The sequence below is a fragment of the Desulfobotulus mexicanus genome (assembly GCF_006175995.1).
Classification (GTDB): Bacteria; Desulfobacterota; Desulfobacteria; order Desulfobacterales; family ASO4-4; genus Desulfobotulus; species Desulfobotulus mexicanus.
The window spans coordinates 12,346-32,552 of the sequence record NZ_VDMB01000007.1 but is presented as its reverse complement, the minus strand read 5'-3'; the positions used below and the strand labels follow the sequence as shown (position 1 = coordinate 32,552).

The 20,207-nt window shown below is 49.5% G+C and carries 24 protein-coding genes; 22 read left to right on the top strand and 2 right to left on the bottom strand.

What is annotated here, in order from left to right; all coding sequences use genetic code 11:
- Positions 1-62 precede the first annotated feature (62 nt).
- The 11 genes from FIM25_RS07135 (at position 63) to FIM25_RS07085 (ending at position 9,005) form a co-directional block, all read left to right on the top strand.
- Positions 63-1,019 carry a ribose-phosphate diphosphokinase gene (locus tag FIM25_RS07135; protein ID WP_139447747.1) on the top strand — a complete coding sequence of 319 codons (957 nt, stop codon included), beginning with the start codon at positions 63-65 and terminating at the stop codon, positions 1,017-1,019.
- A 43-nt stretch (positions 1,020-1,062) separates the two neighbouring features.
- Entirely contained in the window at positions 1,063-1,647 is a 585-nt protein-coding gene (locus tag FIM25_RS07130) for a 50S ribosomal protein L25 (RefSeq protein ID WP_179953230.1), read from the top strand.
- Positions 1,648-1,712: 65 nt separating this feature from the next.
- The gene (pth, locus tag FIM25_RS07125; protein WP_179953229.1) at positions 1,713-2,267 is read left to right on the top strand and encodes an aminoacyl-tRNA hydrolase; all 555 of its coding nucleotides are present in this window, start codon (positions 1,713-1,715) and stop codon (positions 2,265-2,267) included.
- A gap of 36 nt (positions 2,268-2,303) precedes the next feature.
- Positions 2,304-4,322, top strand: a complete 2,019-nt coding sequence (locus FIM25_RS07120) for a sodium-translocating pyrophosphatase (protein ID WP_139447742.1) — start codon at positions 2,304-2,306, stop codon at positions 4,320-4,322.
- A gap of 226 nt (positions 4,323-4,548) precedes the next feature.
- Positions 4,549-5,073, top strand: a complete 525-nt coding sequence (locus tag FIM25_RS07115; protein WP_139447741.1) for a CarD family transcriptional regulator — start codon at positions 4,549-4,551, stop codon at positions 5,071-5,073.
- Positions 5,063-6,091 (top strand): RluA family pseudouridine synthase, encoded by a 1,029-nt coding sequence (locus FIM25_RS07110; protein ID WP_218961328.1) that lies wholly within the window; start codon positions 5,063-5,065, stop codon positions 6,089-6,091. Before FIM25_RS07115 ends, FIM25_RS07110 begins: the two co-directional genes overlap by 11 nt.
- The gene (locus tag FIM25_RS07105) at positions 6,075-6,656 is read left to right on the top strand and encodes a YkgJ family cysteine cluster protein (protein ID WP_139447740.1); all 582 of its coding nucleotides are present in this window, start codon (positions 6,075-6,077) and stop codon (positions 6,654-6,656) included. The genes FIM25_RS07110 and FIM25_RS07105 overlap by 17 nt, the downstream gene beginning before the upstream one ends.
- A 1-nt stretch (position 6,657) precedes the next feature.
- Positions 6,658-7,452, top strand: coding sequence for a TatD family hydrolase (locus FIM25_RS07100; RefSeq protein WP_179953228.1), 795 nt, complete (start codon positions 6,658-6,660; stop codon positions 7,450-7,452).
- The gene (locus tag FIM25_RS07095) at positions 7,449-8,186 is read left to right on the top strand and encodes a tRNA threonylcarbamoyladenosine dehydratase (protein WP_139447738.1); all 738 of its coding nucleotides are present in this window, start codon (positions 7,449-7,451) and stop codon (positions 8,184-8,186) included. Before FIM25_RS07100 ends, FIM25_RS07095 begins: the two co-directional genes overlap by 4 nt.
- A 16-nt stretch (positions 8,187-8,202) precedes the next feature.
- Positions 8,203-8,517 carry a divalent-cation tolerance protein CutA gene (cutA, locus tag FIM25_RS07090; RefSeq protein WP_218961326.1) on the top strand — a complete coding sequence of 105 codons (315 nt, stop codon included), beginning with the start codon at positions 8,203-8,205 and terminating at the stop codon, positions 8,515-8,517.
- 155 nt (positions 8,518-8,672) lie between these two features.
- Complete coding sequence (locus FIM25_RS07085; RefSeq protein WP_139447737.1) at positions 8,673-9,005, top strand: IscA/HesB family protein; 333 nt, start codon at positions 8,673-8,675, stop codon at positions 9,003-9,005.
- A 139-nt stretch (positions 9,006-9,144) separates the two neighbouring features.
- Here the strand turns inward: FIM25_RS07085 and FIM25_RS07080 are convergent, their stop codons facing one another.
- Both FIM25_RS07080 and FIM25_RS07075 read right to left on the bottom strand, forming a co-directional pair.
- The gene (locus FIM25_RS07080; protein WP_139447735.1) at positions 9,145-10,548 is read right to left on the bottom strand and encodes a sigma-54-dependent transcriptional regulator; all 1,404 of its coding nucleotides are present in this window, start codon (positions 10,546-10,548) and stop codon (positions 9,145-9,147) included.
- A 56-nt stretch (positions 10,549-10,604) separates the two neighbouring features.
- The gene (locus tag FIM25_RS07075) at positions 10,605-11,381 is read right to left on the bottom strand and encodes a DUF169 domain-containing protein (protein ID WP_179953227.1); all 777 of its coding nucleotides are present in this window, start codon (positions 11,379-11,381) and stop codon (positions 10,605-10,607) included.
- Positions 11,382-11,756: 375 nt separating this feature from the next.
- Here FIM25_RS07075 and FIM25_RS07070 point away from each other — a divergent pair, with 375 nt between their 5' ends.
- The 11 genes from FIM25_RS07070 to FIM25_RS07020 are packed head-to-tail and all read left to right on the top strand — an operon-like array spanning position 11,757 to position 20,196.
- The gene (locus FIM25_RS07070; RefSeq protein WP_218961324.1) at positions 11,757-12,155 is read left to right on the top strand and encodes an NADH-quinone oxidoreductase subunit A; all 399 of its coding nucleotides are present in this window, start codon (positions 11,757-11,759) and stop codon (positions 12,153-12,155) included.
- Positions 12,131-12,724, top strand: a complete 594-nt coding sequence (locus FIM25_RS07065) for an NADH-quinone oxidoreductase subunit B (RefSeq protein ID WP_425456379.1) — start codon at positions 12,131-12,133, stop codon at positions 12,722-12,724. The genes FIM25_RS07070 and FIM25_RS07065 overlap by 25 nt, the downstream gene beginning before the upstream one ends.
- Entirely contained in the window at positions 12,721-13,230 is a 510-nt protein-coding gene (locus FIM25_RS07060; RefSeq protein ID WP_179953226.1) for an NADH-quinone oxidoreductase subunit C, read from the top strand. The genes FIM25_RS07065 and FIM25_RS07060 overlap by 4 nt, the downstream gene beginning before the upstream one ends.
- A 6-nt stretch (positions 13,231-13,236) precedes the next feature.
- Complete coding sequence (locus FIM25_RS07055) at positions 13,237-14,355, top strand: NADH-quinone oxidoreductase subunit D (protein ID WP_139447730.1); 1,119 nt, start codon at positions 13,237-13,239, stop codon at positions 14,353-14,355.
- Positions 14,356-14,362: 7 nt separating this feature from the next.
- Positions 14,363-15,346 carry an NADH-quinone oxidoreductase subunit NuoH gene (nuoH, locus tag FIM25_RS07050; RefSeq protein ID WP_139447728.1) on the top strand — a complete coding sequence of 328 codons (984 nt, stop codon included), beginning with the start codon at positions 14,363-14,365 and terminating at the stop codon, positions 15,344-15,346.
- The gene (locus FIM25_RS07045; RefSeq protein WP_139447726.1) at positions 15,343-15,792 is read left to right on the top strand and encodes a NuoI/complex I 23 kDa subunit family protein; all 450 of its coding nucleotides are present in this window, start codon (positions 15,343-15,345) and stop codon (positions 15,790-15,792) included. The genes nuoH and FIM25_RS07045 overlap by 4 nt, the downstream gene beginning before the upstream one ends.
- On the top strand, positions 15,789-16,304 hold the full coding sequence (locus FIM25_RS07040; protein WP_139447724.1) for an NADH-quinone oxidoreductase subunit J family protein: 516 nt from the start codon (positions 15,789-15,791) through the stop codon (positions 16,302-16,304). Before FIM25_RS07045 ends, FIM25_RS07040 begins: the two co-directional genes overlap by 4 nt.
- A gap of 2 nt (positions 16,305-16,306) precedes the next feature.
- Positions 16,307-16,627: an NADH-quinone oxidoreductase subunit NuoK gene (gene nuoK, locus FIM25_RS07035; RefSeq protein WP_139447722.1), complete on the top strand. Its 321-nt coding sequence runs from the start codon at positions 16,307-16,309 to the stop codon at positions 16,625-16,627.
- A 27-nt stretch (positions 16,628-16,654) separates the two neighbouring features.
- The gene (locus FIM25_RS07030) at positions 16,655-18,142 is read left to right on the top strand and encodes a monovalent cation/H+ antiporter subunit D family protein (RefSeq protein WP_139447720.1); all 1,488 of its coding nucleotides are present in this window, start codon (positions 16,655-16,657) and stop codon (positions 18,140-18,142) included.
- Positions 18,143-18,152: 10 nt separating this feature from the next.
- The gene (locus tag FIM25_RS07025; RefSeq protein ID WP_139447719.1) at positions 18,153-18,401 is read left to right on the top strand and encodes a hypothetical protein; all 249 of its coding nucleotides are present in this window, start codon (positions 18,153-18,155) and stop codon (positions 18,399-18,401) included.
- Positions 18,391-20,196, top strand: coding sequence for a Na(+)/H(+) antiporter subunit D (locus FIM25_RS07020; protein WP_246052065.1), 1,806 nt, complete (start codon positions 18,391-18,393; stop codon positions 20,194-20,196). Before FIM25_RS07025 ends, FIM25_RS07020 begins: the two co-directional genes overlap by 11 nt.
- Positions 20,197-20,207: the final 11 nt, after the last annotated feature.

Below are 20,207 nucleotides of genomic sequence, written 5' to 3'. Positions count from 1 at the left end.
TTTAGAAAACTCATGTTCCAGCATAAAATTGTGTAAACATATCAGATCGGATTGCAGAAAAAATGGAAGAGCTTGTTTTATTTGCGGGGAATTCAAACCCGCTTCTGGCATCCCGGATAGCAGATTATGTAGGAAAACCTCTGGGCTGCGCAAAGGTAACTAATTTCAGTGATGGAGAAATCCAGATTGAAATTCAGGAAAACGTGCGCGGTCGGGATGTCTATATTATTCAGTCCACCTGCAAGCCCGTGAATGATAACCTTGTGGAACTTCTGCTTATGCTGGATGCGGTGAAGAGATCCGCAGCCAGGCGTATTGCTGCAGTAATTCCCTATTTTGGTTATGCCCGGCAGGATAAGAAGGTTGCGCCCAGGGTTCCCATCAGTGCCAAGCTGGCAGCTGACATGCTGATGGCAGCAGGAGCTAACCGGGTGATCACCATGGATCTCCATGCTGGACAGATTCAGGGCTTTTTCGATTGTCCTGTAGATAATCTTTATGCTGCCCCTGTACTCAGGGACTATGCAAAGAGGGTTTTTGGCGCAACGCCTGAAGATATTGCGGATCTGGTTATTGTGTCTCCCGATGCGGGTGGCGTTGAACGGGCAAGGGCCTTTGCCAAGAGGCTGAATGCGGACTGGGCCATTGTTGATAAAAGGCGGGATGTGCCCAACAAGGCCCAGGCCATGGCAGTCATAGGTAATGTTGCAGATAAGAATGTGATTATTCTGGATGATATGGCAGATACAGCGGGAACCTTGACAGAGGCGGCAAGGGCCCTGGATGAAAAGGGTGCAAGGTCCATTCATGCTTTCTGTACCCATCCTGTTTTATCCGGTCCTGCTGTGGACCGCATAGAACATTCGCCCATTCAGACACTGGTGGCAACGGATAGTATTCCTTTGAGTAAAGAAGCTCTGGAATCGGATAAAATTCATATTCTTTCCATTGCAGATCTGGTGGGGGAAGCCATTATCCGCAGTCATCGCGGAGATTCGGTAACCTCGCTTTTTGTGTGACAGACGATCTTATGTGGGTGTAGACCTGAAGGAGAAAAAAACTTTGGAATTTTTGACTTTGAACGCGGAAAACCGCGAGGCAACAAAAAAAGGTATCTGCAGAAGACTGCGGATGGATGGTAAGATCCCTGCGGTTCTGTACGGCCGCAAGGTTGAAAGCAGGGATCTGACAATCTCTGTTAAGGAACTTGAGGATGCCATAAAGAAAAGCAGAACCCGTGAGCTGTTTTTTGATATTCAGCTTGGCGATGGTACCTGTAAGGCAATGATGAAGGATTTTCAGAAAGATCCCATGAACGGAGATTTTGTTCATGCTGATTTTTATGCCCTTGAGATGGACCGTAAAATTACTGCCAAAGTGAATCTGAGTGTTTCAGGAATACCCAAAGGCGTGGATATGGGCGGAACCCTTAAGATTTTTCAAAAAATGGTTACGGTCCGCTGTCTGCCTGATGCAACCCCTGAGAACATTGTTGTGGATATAAAAGATATCGGTCTTGGAAAAACTTTATATCTGAAAAATGTTGAGGTTCCCGAAGGTGTGGAACTGATAGTGGATGGCAATGCACCCCTTGCCATGGTTGCGGTTCCCAGAGGAGCTGCGGTTTCAGCAGGTGCAGAAGAATAATAGGGACGCTTTTTTGTGTCCTGCAATAATAAAGGGCATTCCCTATGAATGTTAAAGGGCCAATGATGGTTGCTGGCCTGGGGAACCCCGGTCTTCGATATGCAGCAACCCGTCATAATGCAGGGTTTCAGGTTGTGGAATCCCTCGGGGAATGGGGTTCCATATCTCTGGACAAGAAAAAATTTGATGCTGAATTCGGGCGGGGGCGGATGGGAGGATGTGATGTCCTTCTGGTCAGGCCCCAGTCCTACATGAACCGGAGTGGTATACCGGTTCAGAAGCTGTGCAACTTCTTTGATGTGGCAGTTTCGAATCTTGTTGTCGTATATGATGACATTGATCTTCCCCTTGGGCGGATACGTATCCGTGAAAAAGGGGGGCATGGTGGGCACAACGGAATCAGATCCCTGATCGAACAGTTGGGAACCCGGGATTTTTCCAGGGTACGTATCGGTGTCGGACGACCGGAAGGGGAACAGGACGTTGCCGATTACGTACTCAGTGGTTTTTCAAAACAGGAAAAGGAAATCTGGCTCCGCGTGGTTGAAAAGGCGAGGGAGGCTGTCTGCTGCATTCTGCAGGAGGGGTTTTCGGTCGCTATGCAAAAGTATCAATTGTAGTTTTCTGTTCAACCTAACTCTTTGATGGAGGAAAGCATGGAATTTGTAATGGGGAACATCCCGCTGGTGTGTGCACTGGTCGGGGGGCTCGGCATTCTGTTTGCATTGATCCTTGCAGGGCTTGTTAAAGCAGCCCCTGCCGGTGATGAAAAAATGGCTGCCATTGCCCAGGCTATTCAGGAAGGCTCCATTGCCTATCTGAATCGTCAGATGAAAAGTATTGCTGTAGTAGGTTCTGTAATCGCAGTGGTAATCTTTGTTGCTCTGGGTGCCATGAGTGCTCTGGGCTTCATCATTGGTGCCGTAGCTTCTTATGTGGCTGGCTATATCGGAATGCGTGTTTCCGTTATTGCCAACGTACGTACTGCAGAAGCTTCCAAGCACGGCCTGAACGCTGGTCTTTCCATGGCTTTCCGTGGTGGCACAGTAACAGGTATGATGGTTGCAGGTCTTGGTCTTGCTGCTACTGCTGGTCTGTATGCGGCTACCGCCAACATTCCTGCCCTGGTTGCCCTTGGTTTCGGTGGCTCCCTGATCTCCATCTTCGCCCGTCTGGGCGGTGGTATCTTCACCAAGGGTGCTGACGTTGGTGCTGACCTTGTGGGTAAGGTTGAATCCAATATTCCCGAGGATGATCCCCGTAACCCCGCAACCATCGCTGACAACGTAGGTGACAACGTAGGTGACTGTGCCGGTATGGCAGCTGACCTCTTTGAAACCTATGCCGTTACCCTGGTTGCCGCCATGTTCCTTGGTGACATTCTGTTCAATGGTAATGAAGCCATTATCATGCTGCCCCTGATTCTGGGAGCCATTTCCATTATTGCTTCCATCATTGCCAGCTTCTTTGTTCGTCTTGGTGCAAAGAGCGAGTACATCATGGGTGCTCTGTACAAAGGCATGTTCGGTTCTGCCATCATTGCAGCCATTGCCTTCTACTATGCCATTATGCACTTTATGGGTGACGTTGAAGGTGTTTCCGCCATCAGCCTGTACTACTCTGCCCTGATCGGTCTTGCCCTGACCGTACTTATTGTTATTATCACCGAGTACTACACCGGTATTTTCAAGCCTGTTAAAGACATTGCCCTGGCTTCAACTACTGGCCATGGCACCAACATCATTGCAGGTCTTGCCGTATCCATGCAGTCAACTGCTGCTCCTGTTCTTACCATCTGCCTTGGTATCTTCATGGCCCACAGCTTTGCCGGTCTTTATGGTATTGCCATTGCAGCTGTGTCCATGCTCTCCATGACCGGTATGGTTATTGCCATTGACGCCTATGGCCCCATCACCGACAACGCCGGTGGTATTGCTGAAATGGCTGGAATGGATGATTCCGTTCGTGCCGTCACCGATCCCCTGGATGCCGTTGGTAATACCACCAAGGCCGTAACCAAGGGTTATGCCATTGGTTCCGCTGGTCTTGCTGCTCTGGTTCTTTTTGCCTGCTATGTACAGGAATTTGCCGTACATGGTGGTGCAGATGCAGCACAGCTTCGTTTTGACCTTGCAGACGTGAATGTTATCATTGGTCTCTTCATCGGTGGTCTGCTGCCCTACCTCTTCGCTTCCATTGCCATGAGTGCTGTTGGTCGTGCCGGTGGTGCCGTTGTTGAAGAAGTACGTCGTCAGTTCCGTGAAATTCCTGGCATCATGGAAGGTACCGCCAAGCCTGATTATGCGGCCTGCGTGGATATCGTTACCAAGTTTGCCCTCAAGGAAATGATTGTTCCTGCACTTCTGCCCGTAATTGCCCCCATCGTTGTGGGTCTCCTGCTGGGCAAAATTGCTCTGGGTGGTATGCTCATCGGTTCCATTGTTACAGGTCTCTTCGTGGCCATCTCCATGACCACTGGTGGTGCTGCATGGGACAACGCCAAGAAGTACATCGAAGACAACCACTATGGTGGTAAAGGTTCCGACGCCCACAAGGCTGCTGTAACCGGTGACACCGTAGGTGACCCCTACAAAGATACCGCTGGTCCTGCTGTTAACCCCATGATCAAGATCCTCAACGTTGTGGCTCTGCTCATGGTGCCTTTCCTGATGTAGTAACTCTTGCCCTTCACTTTCGTGGAGGGTTTCAGGAATGAGATGAAATAAAAATCGGGGTAGATCCTTTGGGTCTGCCCTGATTTTTTTTGTATGGAAAAGCCTTGTTGTACGGGTGTTTCATTGTCATTGGAGGAATGATTTATTTAAAATGGTTGAACCCATTGTCAAGTTTGTGATATAAAAAACTTTTAAAGCGTAAACCCCTAACAATGGTGGTGAGAAAATGGCAGAAAAGGCAATGACACTGGAGGAAGGTACACGGCAGTTTCATGTCGGTGACCTTGCGGTTTATCCTGCCCATGGCGTGGGTCGTATTGAAGCCATAGAGTCCCGTGAGATCAATGGGAAAAAACAGGATTTTTATATTATGAAAATTCTGGAAAACGGCATGGTCATCATGATTCCCACGGACAATGTGGCGAATGTTGGTTTGAGGGATGTTATCGAAAAAAACGATATCCCCAAAGTATATGCGGTAATGACCCATAAAGGGGATGGTCTGCAGGATAATCAGACCTGGAACAGGCGCTACCGTGAGTATATGGAAAAGATAAAAAGTGGCAGCCTCTATGATGTGGCAGCTGTTTTCCGGGATCTTTTTGTCCTGAAACTGACCAAGGATCTTTCCTTTGGTGAGCGTAAGCTGCTGGATACGGCTCAGGGTCTTTTGCTTAAGGAGCTGAGTCTTGCCAAGGAAACCGATGAAAAAAGCATGTTGACGGAAATTGAGAATCTGTTTGCAAGCTGATCCCTCAGATAATGGTATTAAGAATGAAAATGCAGGCGTTTTCTGTTGTGAGGTATCCGATGCCCATGATGGAAAACGCCTGGATGTTTTTCTGGCAGAGTCCATTGCATCCTTAAGCAGAAGTCTTGCTGCCCGGCAGGTTAAGGATGGTTTTTTTCTTGTGGATGAGAAAACGGTCCGTCCTTCGTTGAAGCTGCGGAGAGGTCAGCAGGTGATGGGCCGTATTCCGGATATGAGACCTTCTTCCCTTTGTGCCCAAAATATTGCTCTGGACATTCTCTATGAAGATACAGATATTCTTGTGCTGAATAAGGCCGCAGGTATGGTAGTTCATCCTGCCCCGGGGCATTCTGACGGCACCCTTGTCAATGCACTTCTTCATCATTGCCCTGATCTCGGCGGTATAGGAGGAGAAGCACGTCCGGGTATTGTCCATCGCCTGGACAAGGATACCTCCGGCGTGATGGTGGTGGCCAAGCATCAGCTTTCCCATGAGCGCCTCGTTTCCATGTTCCATGACAGGAAAACAGAAAAATATTACGAGGCCCTTGTATGGGGAAATGTGGCTGGAGACGAGGGTTGCATGGACGCTTCCATAGGACGGCATCCTGTGGACAGAAAAAAAATGGCGGCCCATGTGAGCGGTGGCCGGCAGGCCCTTTCTCTATGGTGTGTCATGTCACGCTATCAGGGACTGACAAGGCTTCGGCTTAACATAAAAACCGGCAGAACCCATCAGATTCGTGTGCATTGTTCCCATGCAGGCCATCCCATTGTAGGAGATGCCCTTTATGGTTACAGGAAACCGGGTGAGCGGGTGAAGGATAGTCGTATGAGGGCAGAGCTTATGAAGGTGGATCGCCAGATGCTCCATGCCCGTTTTCTTCGTTTTGCTCACCCTGCCACGGATGCCCCCATGGCATTTGAAGCTCCCCTGCCCGAAGATATGAAAAATCTGCTGGTATGTCTCAAGCCATGGTGTACGGAAGAAAGGGAAGATAATGGAGGCTCTTTTTGAGAGCATGGATCAGGTCTACGGGGGTCTTGATCAGAGGCTGTCTCCTCTGATGTCAGAAGCCCTCTGTGGCCCCGGCTGTTCCTTATGCTGCACAGGTAGGGGCAGTATCGATATCAATACCCTTGAAGGCCTGAGAATTCTTCGTTACATGGAGTCCCTTCCCCAGGATATGCGTGTAAGAATGCGTAAGGCAGTGGGAGAAGATAAAAAAAAACGGGAGCAGGAAAGAAAGGCATCCTGTCCTTTTTTAAGGAAAAACAGGACCTGTGCCATTTATGCCATCCGGCCTCTGGTCTGCAGGCGTCTTTACTCTCTGGAGCCTTGTATTGAAAAGGGACCGGTACTTCACAAGGAGGCCGTTTCTCTGGGTGTCGGGGCCAGAGATGAGTTGCAGCGGCTGGACTGGAATGGATATTCCGGCCATATCTCCTATGTAATCCATCTTTTTGAGGAGCCGGGTTTCAGGGCTTTATATGAGTCCGGCGGTTTTGACCCTTCCCGTGTGATGAATTACGGACGGGCCCACAAGCTTGTTATTCACCGCTCCCTCCATGGAAAAAAATAAGATGTTTCCCCTTGTGGATACCCACTGCCATCTGCAGGATGGCAGAATATCAGAAAATCTAGCCCCCCTTATGCATGAAGCTTATGCTGCGGGTGTGGGATTTTTTGTCTGCTGCGGATCCGCAGAGGATGACTGGGAAGCTGTGCGGGCTATTTCCCTGACATGGAAGGGTGTGATTCCTTTTTTTGGCCTTCATCCCTTTTATGTGGAAGGGGCCAGCCCCAAATGGGATCAGGCTCTGGGGGATATGCTGGTTTCTTTGCCCGGAGCAGGTCTTGGAGAAGCAGGGCTTGATGGCATGGCTTTTCCCCATACCCTTGAAAATCAGGAGAAGGTTCTCATTACGCAGCTTCGTCTTGCCCGGGACCTGCAAAGACCGGTTTCTCTCCATTGTCGGAGAGCCTGGGGCCGTATGCTGGATATTTTAAAAAAAGAAGGAGGTCTTTCCCATGGGGGGGCCTTCCATGCCTGGTCCGGTTCTGTTGACATGGTCCGGGAGGTGGAGAGGTTTGGAGCTCATGTGGGGTTTTCCGCATCCCTTCTTAGAACTGCCAATAAAAAGGTGCTGCTCAGTGCGCAGGCGGTTTCTCCGGATAAAATGCTGATAGAAACGGATGCACCGGATATCCCTCCTCCCTTTGTTCCGAACGGTATCAATCAGCCTGCTTTTCTCAGGCATACCTTTTCTGCTTTGAGTGAGCTTAGGAATCTGCCCGAAGATGTACTGGCGGAGCAGCTTTTTATTAACAGCCGCTGTTTTCTTTCCCATCTTTCCGGAGTGGATATTCAGTCATGAGTTCATCTTTTTCCAGAGTTCAGCTTTTAACGGGTGAAGAAGCTTTTGGCCGTCTGCAGCAGGCCCGTGTAACCGTATGCGGCCTTGGGGCCGTGGGTTCCTTTGCCGTGGAAGCCCTTGCCAGAAGCGGTGTCGGACATCTCAGGCTTGTGGATTTTGATGTGGTGGAGGCCTCCAATATAAACCGCCAGCTTTTTGCCCTGCACTCTACCCTTGGACAGTCCAAGGTGTCTCTGGCCCTGCAGCGTATAAAAGATATTGCACCGGATTGTGATGTGGAAGCCATGGATCTTTTCATTGATGAGGCATCCCTTGAGCGTGTACTTGATAATGGGCCGGATGTGGTGCTGGATGCCATTGACGGTCTTAATTCCAAGGTGATGCTTATCCGGGAATCCCTGCGCCGCAATTTGTATATTGCCAGCAGTATGGGGGCTGCCACCCGCTATGATGCGGGTGCCATAAGGGTTTGTGATATTTCCGAAACCCACCATTGCCCTCTGGCCCGGCTGGTACGCCGTCGTCTTCATCGTTTTGGTGTAGAAAAGGGGGTTGATTGTGTTTTTTCCCCCGAACCACCCAACAGAGGCCCGGTTTCTGAAGAGACGGAGGAGGCCGCTGTGCAGACCCGTGGACGGATTCGGCAGCCTATGGGTTCCATCGCCCACGTGACGGGAAGTTTTGGCCTGCGTCTGGCGGGTCTTGCTTTGGACAGAATTCTTCAAAGAACCTGAAAAAAGGAGGTTGCCTGTGATTCAGTGGGTGTACATGACCGCCGGCAGTAATGAAGAAGCGGAATATCTTGCAAAAACTCTGGTTTTGGAAGGGCTTGCGGCCTGTGTGAATGTTTTTTCCGGTGTCCGCTCATATTATGTATGGGAAGGCAGGGCAGAGGAAGGGGCCGAGGTGGTTTTGGTGGCAAAAACCACAAAGGCCATCTTCCCAAAGCTTAAGGCCAGAGTGCTTGAGCTGCACACTTATGACTGCCCCTGTATTCTGGCACTGGACGTTTCCGATGGGCACGGACCTTTCATGGAATGGGTTGTTTCACAGGTGGCAGGCTGAGCAGTTCTTCTTTATATATTGTAAATGTTTTTTGCATTGAAAAAAAATATTTGACCCTAAGGAAGTCAGGCACTATTTTGCAGATTCAGGAGAAGCCGTTTCTCCTCATATTTTTTGGTATTATGTCCTGCTGGCGCAGGGAAAGGACTTTTTTTATGTTTACGGTAACACCGGAAGCCCAGAAGGAAGTGGCATCTTTTTTTGAGGGCAAGGAACTTCAGCCCATTCGTATTTTTATTCATGGTGGTGGTTGCGGTGGTCCCATGGTGGCCATGGCTCTGGATGAGAAAAAGGATAATGATACAAGTTTTGAGATAGCAGGTATCACCTATGTGGTGGAAAATGATCTTTTTGAAGCGGGAAAACCCTTTGAAGTGGCCTTCAATGGCATGGGCTTTGCCGTGAATTCCAGTCTGAAGCTGGAAGCTGCCGGAGGCGGATGCTCCGGATGCAGCTCCTCCGGTTCCTCTGGTTCCTGTGGCTGCTGATAGCAATCACATTGATGCGCTTTGATAAGGCCCTCTTTTTTTCATGGCAGATGAAAAGAAGGGGGCTTTTTTTATCCTTTGATTCTGTCTTCTTCCTGTTTTTTTAAAAATGCCTGAGTAAACAGGGTTGTAATATGAATTATTCAGGATATCCGCCGTCACAGCCGGTTTTTGGACGATAGGGTACAGGGGAGATGTCATAGCGCTTCATAATCTGCTGGAGGGCCTGGCGTTCAAGTCCGCAGGCCCTTGCTGCAAGGCTGATATTGCCATTGCTGCGCTTTAGAAGGCGGCCGATATAGATATGATTGAAGCCTTTGAGGGCTTCTTCCTTGGCATCACGATAATTATCCTGGTGCAGGGCTGCAGAACAGGGCCCTAAGGGTTTGGGGCCTGAAAGCAGTACATCATCAGGGCCTATTTCCTGGGAGCTGGAAAACAGGAGGCCATGGATAATTGTATTTTCCAGCTCACGGATATTCCCTTCCCAGGGGTGGGCCATGAGGCGTTTCATCAGTTCCGGGGAAATATATCTTCCGTATCTTTTCAGCTTGTACGCCTGTTTTTCAAGGAGAAAGTGGGCAAGGGGGGGAATGTCTTCCGGCCTTCTCCGCAGTGGGGGGAGATGGATGTGTCGGGTACTCAGTATTTCAAAGAGTTCTTTGCTGAAAGCATGACTTTCGGTCTTTTTTCCAAGGTCCCGGTTGGTGGCAATGAGCAGGCGGATATTAGCAGATCTGTAAGAAGGTTCTGGGGTTTCTTTAAGGTATTCAAGAAGTTTATCCTGTATTCTACTGCTGATGTCTCCGATTTCATCAAGAAAAAGGGTGCCTCCCCTGGCTCTGTTCAGGAAAGTATGGCTGTCTGTGGTTTGCAAAGCTGTGTCGGAAGCCCTGAAAAAAATTTCATCAATGAGGCTTTCTTCGGGCAGGCTGGGGCAGTGAACCCGAATAAATGGACTTCCACTGCGGGAACTCAGGCGGTGAAGTGTGCGGGCGGCCAGCTCTTTTCCTGTCCCAGATTCTCCCGTAATGAATACTGTCTCATTTCCATGGGCCAGGGTGCTGATGCTGTCGAGGATTTTTTGCATGTTTTTAGACTGGCCTGCAATTTTTGCAAAAATTTTATGGCACCGGCAATCCAGCTGAAGCTGTTTTTTCTCCCGGATCAGCATGCATCGCTCCAGGGCTCTGTCTATGCAGGAGGCAAGGTGCTGGCCAGAGGCAGGCCAGTGCAGAATCTCGTAGATTCCAGGTATTTCATCTTCCATCCCAAGGGAGATCTTTCTGCCATGGCTAAGAAGGACTACAGTATGATTTTTTAAGGGAGACTGGATGTCGGCCAGGGTGGTCAGCAGTTTCGGGTCAACAGTCCGGCTGTCGATGAAAATAAGTTCATGGGTCTGGGGATCAAAGCAGTTTAGGGCAGCACTTTTTCCTGCTGCAGCGCTTGTGGGACAGGTACATTTCTTGGCTATGGCCTGCTGCAGGAGAGACTGGGTTTCAGAATCACTGCTGATGATAAGAATGCTGGCTGGAATCACGGTATCCGGAACCTTCTCTGTTCAGTTTGTGTTTTGGGCTTTATGGCTTTGATTTCTCAAACCGGATCAAAACGGAACAGGGGACATCCCTGACACGCATCCAGACCGGGCCAGCCTGAATCACCTTTGCCCACAAGTGATACGCCGCCATTTTTTTCCCTTCTTTTTTTAAGATGTTCAATGGTGGCAAGGAAGTGGGTTCCGGGTATGGTAAGATTCATGTAGCCCATTTCCGTTTTTCCTGAAGATTTGGAGCCTGCGCACATGGTGTTCATGTTGGCTGTCTGGTTAATATGGCTCCACACGGATCCGCTGCATACAGCGGAATTGGGAGTGTGGCGGAAATTGAGATGGGTTTTATTCATGGCTGCCATGTAATCATTAAGAATGTGGTAGCCCTGGAAGGGGAGAACCATGAAATAGACAAGATCCGGAGTGTGGTCAAAGTCATCAAAGGTATCTAAGGGTGCGGCATAGATACCTTTGAATTTTCCTGAAGGCAGGCAAGGTTTGTCTCTGGCAGCCTGCAGACACAGCTCCGGGTCCATGAGATATTTGGCGTGGACCTTTTCATCGATCCTTTCATCTATTTCCCGGAAACCGAAAACCAGTTGGGCATTTTTGCATAAGAGCTGCTCTTTGGGCAGGTAAAGGGAGTAGCGAGCCTGTCTTACGGCACTTGTGTACTGACAGAATGTAAGTTTGTTTTTTGTTTTATGGGTGACAGGTAGTGTTGTCTGGTCTATTTCTTCGGGAACAAAAAAAAATCCTGCAGGATCAAAATCCAGCCTGTATGAATAAATCAGAAGTTCAAGGGCTTCACTGTAGGTCATGATGTACCTCCTTCTCAGTACCAGTTTCATAATGCTGGTATTTGCCAGCCGATTCTAATTTAATATAGATAGGGCATGGCCTCTTATGTCAAGGGATATCCTTGTTGAAATTTGAGTAAGGGGGAAAAACTCTTAACTTTTATTTGACAAAGTTCGGGTTTCTGTCTAAAAACTTGCGTGTAAAATCCCTTGACAGGGGGGCTTGGTTCCTGCAATAGGATAGAACCTCTTTTGATGTTTCATAAGGACGATCTATTTTTAAGAAAGCAGATTTTTAATTTCGGTTTGAAAAAGTTGTCCTTGTATGTGTACCCGGTTATTTTGTACCCGCCCCTGATGTCTGACTATAGGCCTGAAGCTCCGGGAGTGTTTGGAATGCTGATAGAAGAGCAGTCTCTCATTGAGTATATGTACATCATGCTTTTTCTGGGTGTGGGTTTTGCTGTAGCCTTTGCACCCTTTATTGCTGCATGGATGCTGGCACCTAAGCGAAAAAATACCGGAAGCCATGAAACAAACTATGAGTGCGGTATAGAACCCTATGGCAAGGCCTGGGACTTCCGTTTTGGTGTACATTATTATCTCTATGCCCTTATTTTTCTTGCCTTTGATGTGGATATTCTTTTCCTCTTTCCCGTAGCCACAGCTTTCCATGAAGCTGAGCCTCTGCGGGCTATAGTGGAATTTATTATTTTCGTTGGAATTCTGTCCCTTGCCATCGTTTATGCCTGGGTCAAAGGAGTCTTCAATTGGCAGAGAAGGAACAATTCATAAGTATTGATGCCCACGTGGCGAAACTGGCAGGCCGTGTGCAGGGTGATGCAGGAGCAGTCATGACAGGTCCGGGGCCCCTTATGCGTCTGGAGCTTACGGACCAGATCATGCGTATGTGCCAGGCCAACTCCCTCTGGCCCATGACCTTTGGCCTTGCCTGCTGTGCCATTGAGATGATGGCTGTGGGTATGGCCCGTTTTGATGTCTCCCGCTACGGAGCTGAAGTATTCCGGCCCTCGCCCAGACAGAGTGATCTTATGATTGTCGCCGGCACGGTTAATAAAAAAATGGCGGAAGCAGTTGTTACCCTTTATGAGCAGATGGCTTATCCCAAATGGGTGATTGCCATGGGCAACTGTGCCATATCCGGTGGTCCCTTTGCCGTTGAGGAAAACTATGCGGTGGTGGAAGGTGTGGATAAACTTATCCCTGTGGATGTCTACGTTCCAGGATGCCCGCCCCGTCCAGAAGGTCTGATAGAAGGAATTCTCAAGCTTCAGGAAAAGATAGCCGGAACCCGTCATCCTTTCCCCCAGAACCGTCATCCGAAAAGAGGGGGGCTGGTATGACATTTAAGGAACTTGCGGATCAGCTTTCGGCCTTATCCCTTTCCATTGCAGCTTCTGATTATGCTGAAAACGGTGCCCATGGCGATCTTCTTCTGGAAAAGAAAGAGCTTCGTCTGGTGGTGCAGCATATGATTGAACAGGAGTTTTATCTGGTTTTTGCAACGGCTGTTTCTTTAAAACCTGCAGCCTGCCTTGTTTATCAGTTTGCCCGTCACGATGTTCTTTTAAGGGTAAATATCCGGGTTTTTGCCCATGGGGATGAAGCCCCCACCATTTCTGATATCTTCCATGCAGCCATGTGGTATGAGCGTGAAATCCATGATTTCTTCGGAATCTGTTTTACAGGAAATGAGGATATGCGCCCTCTGATTCTTTCGGACATGGATGCGGGTTTCCATCCGCTGGTTAAGGCGGAGAATGCCTGTATGGCCGCAGAAAAGCTGGGCTTTCTGCCCCTTACGGATGAACCGGAAGCCGGGGATGAACAAGCCCCGGGGGAGTCTTGAGGACGCATGAAAACCGAAGCCTTCAAAGATGAGAGCAGACATCGTTTTTTACTGAACATGGGTCCCCAGCATCCGGCAACCCATGGTGTTCTCCGGCTGGTGCTGGAGATGGACGGTGAATATGTGGTCCATCTGGATCCTGTACTTGGTTACGGGCACAGAATGCATGAAAAAATGGCTGAAGCCAGACCCTGGCCCTCTTTTATGCCTAACACGGCACGCATGGATTATCTGGCTGCACTGCCCTATAATCATGGTTATGTATGCCTGATTGAAAAACTTGCCGGTGTTGAAGTCCCACGAAGGGCCGAATGTATCCGGGTGGCAACTTCTGAGCTGAACCGAATTGCCAGTCATCTCCTTTGGCTGGGGGCATTCCTGCTGGATCTCGGAGCCTTTACGCCCATACTGTATGGCTTTGATGACAGGGAGGAAATCCTTGATATTCTTGAAGATATTACGGGAAGTCGTCTGACCTATTCCTATTTCAGGGTTGGAGGGGTTTACCGTGATGTGGATGAAAAATTTGTGGAAAAAAGCCGTGCCTTTGTAAAGAGGATGACAAAACGGCTGGATATTTATCATAAGCTTGTGACCGATAATATCATTTTCAGAAAAAGAACCGAGGGGATTGGCGTGATTTCTCCGGAAATGGCCCGGAGATACGGTGTTACAGGAGCCAATCTGAGGGGGTCAGGCATTGCCTATGATATCCGGAGAACGGAGCCTTATTCCATTTATCCTGAGCTGGATTTTGAAATCCCAGTAGGAAGCAGCGGAGATTGTTTTGACAGGTACGCAGTCCGTTTGAAGGAAATTGAGCAGAGCCTGCGCATCATCGAACAGGCCCTGGATATGCTTCCCGAAGGGGAATTCCGGGGCAAAGTACCGAAAAAAATAAAGTTGCCGCCAAAGGCGGCAAGTTTTGCAGTGGAAGCGGCAAGGGGAGAGCTGGTTTATTATATGGTGGGTCAGGATTCCGATGTTCCCTATCGCCTGAAGGTCCGTGTTCCCTCCTATGCCAATCTCAGCCTCATTGCGGAGCTCTGCCAGGGTATGCTGATTGCGGATCTGGTGTCCGTGATGGGGAGCCTTGACCTTGTAATCCCGGAAATCGACAGGTAGACATCACATGGATACTGCTTTTTTTCCACCTGAACTGTTGCGCATGCTGATTGCCGCCCTTTTTGTGGTGACCGTGGTTTTTGTGAATGCCCTTTTCATGGTGTATGCGGAGAGAAAAATTGCCGGTCATATCCAGCGCAGACCCGGTCCCTATGAGGTCGGCTGGCATGGAATTCTTCAGACACTGGTGGATGGCATCAAGCTCATGACCAAGGAGCTTGTGATACCAAGGGACGCTAACCGCATGCTCTTTCGTGTGGCCCCTCTTCTGGCTTTCACGCCTGTGGTAATGCCCTTTCTGGTGCTGCCCTTTTCCGAGAATCTGATCATTATTGATCTGGATATAGGCCTGATCTTTATTCTGACCATGGCCAGTCTCAATGTCATGGCCATTCTTGTGGCAGGATGGAGTTCCAATAATAAATACGGGCTTTTCGGTGCCATGCGTTCCGTAGCCCAGAATATCGCCTATGAAATTCCCATCCTCCTCTCCCTTTTGTCTGTGGTGCTGATCACAAATTCCTTCAGCATGCGGACCATTGTGGATGCTCAGATTTCAGGACTCTGGTTCTGCCTGATCCAGCCCCTTGCCTTTATTATTTATCTGGTAGCGGCGCTGGCGGAAACCAACAGGGCACCCTTTGACATGCCCGAGGCGGAAAGTGAGCTGACTGCAGGTTTCCATACGGAATATTCAGGTATGGGTTTCGGGCTGTTTTTCCTTGGTGAATACACCAACATGTTTATCGTGAGCAGTGTCGCCGTTGCTGTTTTCCTTGGCGGATGGAGCGGCCTGCCCCTGCCCATGGACGCTTGGACCGGAGCCATCTGGTTCCTGTTAAAGGTATACATCCTGATGTTCATTATGATCTGGATACGCTGGACCTATCCCAGGGTCCGCTTTGATCAGCTGATGAACCTCTCCTGGAAGTACCTGATTCCCTTTGCGCTCCTTAACCTTATTGTAACGGCGGTGATTGTAAAGCTATGAGCGGCTATTTTTCCGACCTCTACCACGGTACAAAAAGTTTGCTGGTGGGCCTTGGCGTGACCTTCAGGGAGATGGTCAAGCCGACGGTAACGGTTCACTATCCCCGCGAGACCCTGACCATCACTCCCAATTACCGGGGGCATATTGAGCTTGTTTGTGATGAAAAAACCGGAGGCTCCCTCTGTATTACCTGCGGCATGTGTGCCAGAGCCTGTCCTTCGGCCTGTATCAGTATCCAGAGTGAAAAGCCCGAAGGGTCCAAGAAGAAAATTCTCACAGGCTTTGTACTGGATTTTACCCGGTGCAGTCTCTGCGGGATCTGTGTGGAAAGCTGTCCTACGGATGCCATTGCCTATTCTCAGGAATACAATCTTGCAGGATTCTCCCGAGAGGAGTTCCACATGGATCTCCTTGATCGTCTTGGGAAGGGAGGCTCTTTGACATGAGTACCTATTATTTTATTGCAGAAGCCCTGTTTTTTGCCTTTGTCATACTCACCTTCATGGGAGCTATTCTTGCTGTCCGGGCCCGTCTTCTCATGCATGCGGTTTTAGGACTTGCGGTCTGTCTTCTGGGAGTTGCTGGACTTTATTTCTATCTGGGCAGTATTTTTCTGACCATGATGCAGATTCTGATTTATGTGGGAGCCATCTGTATCCTCATGGTTTTTGGGGTGATGGTAGGGTACACGCCCCAGGAAATAGCAGAAAGCAACTTTAAAGGGAAAAACAGGTTTCTTGCCGTAGCGGCATCATTTACAGGTTTTTTTCTTCTGTTGATTCCTCTTCTCAGGGCCACATTCACTCCAGCTCTTGAAATAACAGGAGATTTTTCTCTGCCATGGCTGGGAGAAACCCTTTTGTACCGATACTGTATGGCCTTTGAACTTATTTCCGTGGTGCTTCTGGCTGCAATTATCGGAGCCATTATTCTGGCTACCGGTGGAAGGGAGTCCTGAATATGCTGAGTGTGAGCAGCCATCTGACAACCTATCTGATTATTGCCCTGGTTCTTTTTGTCATGGGCATTTACGGTATGGTGCGTCATCGATCCTTTATGGGCATGCTGATTTCAACGGAGCTTATTCTCTGTGGTGCCTCCATCAATTTTATGGCTTTTAACCGCTTTGTGCTGCCGGATCCTGCCATAGGTCAGGTCTTCACCCTGTTCATCATGGGACTGGCGGCAGCAGAAGCTGCCATTGTGGTCAGCTTTATTCTGGCCGTTTATCGTAAGTACCACACCGATGATCCCAGTGCGGTCCATGATCTTCGTCATTAACCCGAAGCCATTTGAGGCGAAACCGGTATGGAAACCATGATTACCAGCAAAATACTATTGCCTGTGCTGCTGCCCATGCTGACAGCTCTTGCTGTGATGGCTTCGGGTTCAAGGCCCAATCTCAGGGAGGCCTGGTCTCTCACAGGTGCGGTTCTGACTTTTATCTCTGTGGCCCTTCTTGTTCCCCATATTCTGGCCGGAGGCAGTTTCAGCTATACGCTTTTTGAACTCTGGCCCGGAATTGCCGTGAAGCTTCAGGTGGATGCCTTAGGTCTTCTTTTTGCGGGAACGGCCTCTTTCCTTTGGATTCTGGCATCCATCTATTGTGTCGGATACATGCGGGGCCTGAATGAACATGCCCAGACCCGTTTTTATGTCTGCTACGCAGTTTCCGTGGGTGCCGCTCTGGGGGGTGCCTTTTCCGGCAGCCTGTTCACCCTCTATCTCTTCTATGAGATCGTATCCATTTTCACCTATCCTCTGGTCATGCACCATCAGGATGAAGAAGGCTATGAGGGGGCGCAGAAGTATATTGTCTATCTGATGTTCACTTCCAAAGCTTTCCTGTTGCCTGCCATGGCCATAATCTATGTGCAGTGCGGTACCCTTGATTTTGCTTTAGGCGATATTGCTTCAGGTATTTTCCCTGCGGATGCTTCCCGCTGGATGGTTGTGGTAAGTTATATTCTGCTCTTTTTCGGTTTTGCCAAAGCAGGTGTCATGCCGCTGCACTCCTGGCTTCCTTCGGCCATGGTGGCACCTACTCCTGTTTCAGCCCTCCTGCACGCTGTGGTTGTTGTAAAGATAGGTGTTTTTTCTATCTGCCGCATCATGCTTTCCGTTTATGGTGTGGATCTGCTGGCGGATACGGGGCTGGGGCTGATAACAGCTTATTTTGTCAGCTTCACCATTATTACAGCCTCCATTATCGCCCTGACAAAAACCAATCTCAAGGCAAGGCTTGCCTATTCAACAGTCAGCCAGCTCTCCTATATCATACTTGGTGTTGCCATGCTGACACCCAACAGTATTACCGGTGGTCTGATCCACATCGCCAACCACGGCTTTGCTAAAATCACTCTCTTTTTTGCGGCGGGTTGTATTTATGTGGTTACCCAGAAAAAAGATATACGGGAAATGGCGGGTCTGGGTTTTGCTATGCCCCTGACCATGCTGGCCTTTGCCCTGGCATCCCTTTCCATGATCGGTGTGCCGCCGGTATCGGGCTTTGTGACCAAGTGGTATCTTGCGCTGGGTACCATGGATATAAATAACCTGATTCTTTTGTCTGTGCTGATGGTTAGTTCCCTTCTGAATGCAGGCTATTTTGTGCCCGTTATTCTGACGGCTTATTTCGGTAAGCCCGCAGAAGGTGCTGTTGCGGTTGCAGGTTCTCTGGAAACCCGGCCGCTTATTCTGCTGATGGTGGTTCCGCTTTTAATTACAGGTGCCATTTCCGTGGCCATCGGGATCAGGCCGGATCTTCTTCTGGCCATTATTCATCTTCTGATGTGAGGTTTTAAGTATGGGACGACTGATGACCTGGCTCCGGGAACGGACGGAATGGTTTAAATGGATTTTTTTTGCCTTCCTTGGCGGGGCCCTTGTCTATGATTTCATGGCAGAACGGCATGATCCCCATTTCTTCGGGGATACCATCATCGGATTCTGGAGCGTGTTTGCCCTGTTCGGTTGCCTGGGCATGATAGTGATATGCAAAGGTATTTCCCATGCCTGGCTTATGAAGCAAGAGGACTATTACGATGACAAGTAGCATGCTATCGCCTCTGGCCCAGCTGCACCCCGTACTGATGCATCCGGCCACCCTTTTTATAATGGGTGCGCTCCTGATGCCGTGGCTCTGCCGGATGAAACTGAAAAATGCCGTACTGGTGATCATTCCCCTTGTGGCTTTCCTGCAGATCAACATGCTGCCGGAAAGCTTCGGGCATGTGAGCTGGATGGGTTTTGATATGGTATTCGGACGGGTGGATAAGCTCACCTATGTCTTTCTCCATGTCTTTACTCTGATGGCGGTAATCGGCTCCCTTTTTGCTTTAAAAGTTGAGGACTGGGGCCAGCATACGGCGGCCTGGCTCTATGTGGCCGGCTCCCTCGGTGTCACCCTTGCGGGAGATTATCTGACGCTCTTTATTTTCTGGGAGCTGATGGCTGTCGCATCCACGTTCCTCATCTGGTACAGAAAAAAGAAAAAATCCATAGAGGCCGGATTCCGCTACCTTCTGGTTCATGTGCTGGGCGGGCTGATTCTGCTGGCAGGCATCTTCCTGAAGTACAGGGCTACGGGCGGTGATCTCACCTTTGTGCAGATTTTGCCCACGGACGCAGGCCTTGCGGATTATCTTATCATGATAGGTTTCATGCTGAATGCGGCTGTTCCTCCCATCCATGCCTGGCTGCCCGATGCCTACCCGGAAGCCACAGTAACAGGGGCTGTTTTCATGTGTGCTTTCACCACAAAAACAGCGGTGTATGTACTGGCAAGGGGTTTTCCAGGTTTTGAGGCTCTGGCCATCCTCGGTGCCATCATGGCCCTCTATGGTGTGGCCTACGCTGTTATTGAAAACGATGCCCGAAGGATTCTTGCCTACCATATTGTCAGTCAGGTGGGCTATATGGTCTGCGGTATCGGAATTGGAACGGCCATGGCCGTCAATGGAGCCGTGGCCCACGCCTATGCCCATATTCTCTATAAGGCTCTTCTCTTTATGGGGGCGGGTGCTGTCCTTGAGATGACAGGGCGGTCAAAGTTGAATGAGCTGGGGGGACTCTATGCAAAAATGCCCCTTGCACTGATTTTTACAGTGATCGGTGGTATTGCCATTTCAGGCTTCCCCCTGACATCGGGTTTTGTGTCGAAATCCATGATTATAGCTGCCGCAGGTGAGGCACACAGGACAGGGCTGCTGCTTATGCTGACCCTTGCCGCTGTGGGTACCTTCCTTTCTGTAGGTATCAAGCTCCCCTATTACATCTGGTATGGTGGAAAGTCCGAGCCTTCGGTTCCGGAAGCCAAAGATCCTCCGGCCTGCATGCTCTGGGCCATGGGTATTGCCGCCTTCATGTGCTTCTTCCTTGGCTTTTATCCTGAGTATCTTTACCGCATGCTGCCCCATGCGGTGGATTATCAGCCCTATACCGCCTATCACCTCTCGGAAACCTTGCAACTTCTGGGCTTTACGGGATTGGGCTTCTATCTCATGGTTAAAAAACTGGGGCCTGAGCCGAAAATGAATCTGGATCTGGACTGGTTTTACCGGAAGGGAAGTATCGTTTTTATGGTTTTTGCTTCCGGTCCCCTTTCAAGGGTGAATGACTGGGTGGGTGAGGTTTACCGGAGTATAGGTCTGGCCTGGACCATGCTGACGGCAAAGGCTCTTTCCTGGTTTGACAGGGAAGGTATAGATTATGTTGTGGATGGAACAGCAAGGGGCGTTGTGGATACAGGCGATAAGCTCCGTCAGGCCCAGACGGGTAAAATTCAGCACTATATTGGTGCTGCTGCCGTCCTTTTATTCGGTATCATGATTGTGGTGATTCTCCTTTAATATGAAACCAA

Excerpts from the sequence above, each read along its gene's own strand:
- FIM25_RS07040 (WP_139447724.1), top strand. The coding sequence starts at position 15,789 with ATGAGTACCTATTATTTTATTGCAGAAGCCCTGTTTTTTGCCTTTGTC.
- FIM25_RS07100 (WP_179953228.1), top strand. The coding sequence starts at position 6,658 with ATGTTTCCCCTTGTGGATACCCACTGCCATCTGCAGGATGGCAGAATA.
- FIM25_RS07045 (WP_139447726.1), top strand. The coding sequence starts at position 15,343 with ATGAGCGGCTATTTTTCCGACCTCTACCACGGTACAAAAAGTTTGCTG.
- FIM25_RS07120 (WP_139447742.1), top strand. The coding sequence starts at position 2,304 with ATGGAATTTGTAATGGGGAACATCCCGCTGGTGTGTGCACTGGTCGGG.
- nuoK (WP_139447722.1), top strand. The coding sequence starts at position 16,307 with ATGCTGAGTGTGAGCAGCCATCTGACAACCTATCTGATTATTGCCCTG.
- FIM25_RS07055 (WP_139447730.1), top strand. The coding sequence starts at position 13,237 with ATGAAAACCGAAGCCTTCAAAGATGAGAGCAGACATCGTTTTTTACTG.
- FIM25_RS07025 (WP_139447719.1), top strand. The coding sequence starts at position 18,153 with ATGGGACGACTGATGACCTGGCTCCGGGAACGGACGGAATGGTTTAAA.
- FIM25_RS07135 (WP_139447747.1), top strand. The coding sequence starts at position 63 with ATGGAAGAGCTTGTTTTATTTGCGGGGAATTCAAACCCGCTTCTGGCA.
- FIM25_RS07070 (WP_218961324.1), top strand. The coding sequence starts at position 11,757 with ATGCTGATAGAAGAGCAGTCTCTCATTGAGTATATGTACATCATGCTT.
- pth (WP_179953229.1), top strand. The coding sequence starts at position 1,713 with ATGGTTGCTGGCCTGGGGAACCCCGGTCTTCGATATGCAGCAACCCGT.
- FIM25_RS07020 (WP_246052065.1), top strand. The coding sequence starts at position 18,391 with ATGACAAGTAGCATGCTATCGCCTCTGGCCCAGCTGCACCCCGTACTG.
- FIM25_RS07105 (WP_139447740.1), top strand. The coding sequence starts at position 6,075 with ATGGAGGCTCTTTTTGAGAGCATGGATCAGGTCTACGGGGGTCTTGAT.
- nuoH (WP_139447728.1), top strand. The coding sequence starts at position 14,363 with ATGGATACTGCTTTTTTTCCACCTGAACTGTTGCGCATGCTGATTGCC.
- FIM25_RS07075 (WP_179953227.1), bottom strand. The coding sequence starts at position 11,381 with ATGACCTACAGTGAAGCCCTTGAACTTCTGATTTATTCATACAGGCTG.
- FIM25_RS07095 (WP_139447738.1), top strand. The coding sequence starts at position 7,449 with ATGAGTTCATCTTTTTCCAGAGTTCAGCTTTTAACGGGTGAAGAAGCT.
- FIM25_RS07060 (WP_179953226.1), top strand. The coding sequence starts at position 12,721 with ATGACATTTAAGGAACTTGCGGATCAGCTTTCGGCCTTATCCCTTTCC.
- FIM25_RS07030 (WP_139447720.1), top strand. The coding sequence starts at position 16,655 with ATGGAAACCATGATTACCAGCAAAATACTATTGCCTGTGCTGCTGCCC.
- FIM25_RS07115 (WP_139447741.1), top strand. The coding sequence starts at position 4,549 with ATGGCAGAAAAGGCAATGACACTGGAGGAAGGTACACGGCAGTTTCAT.
- FIM25_RS07085 (WP_139447737.1), top strand. The coding sequence starts at position 8,673 with ATGTTTACGGTAACACCGGAAGCCCAGAAGGAAGTGGCATCTTTTTTT.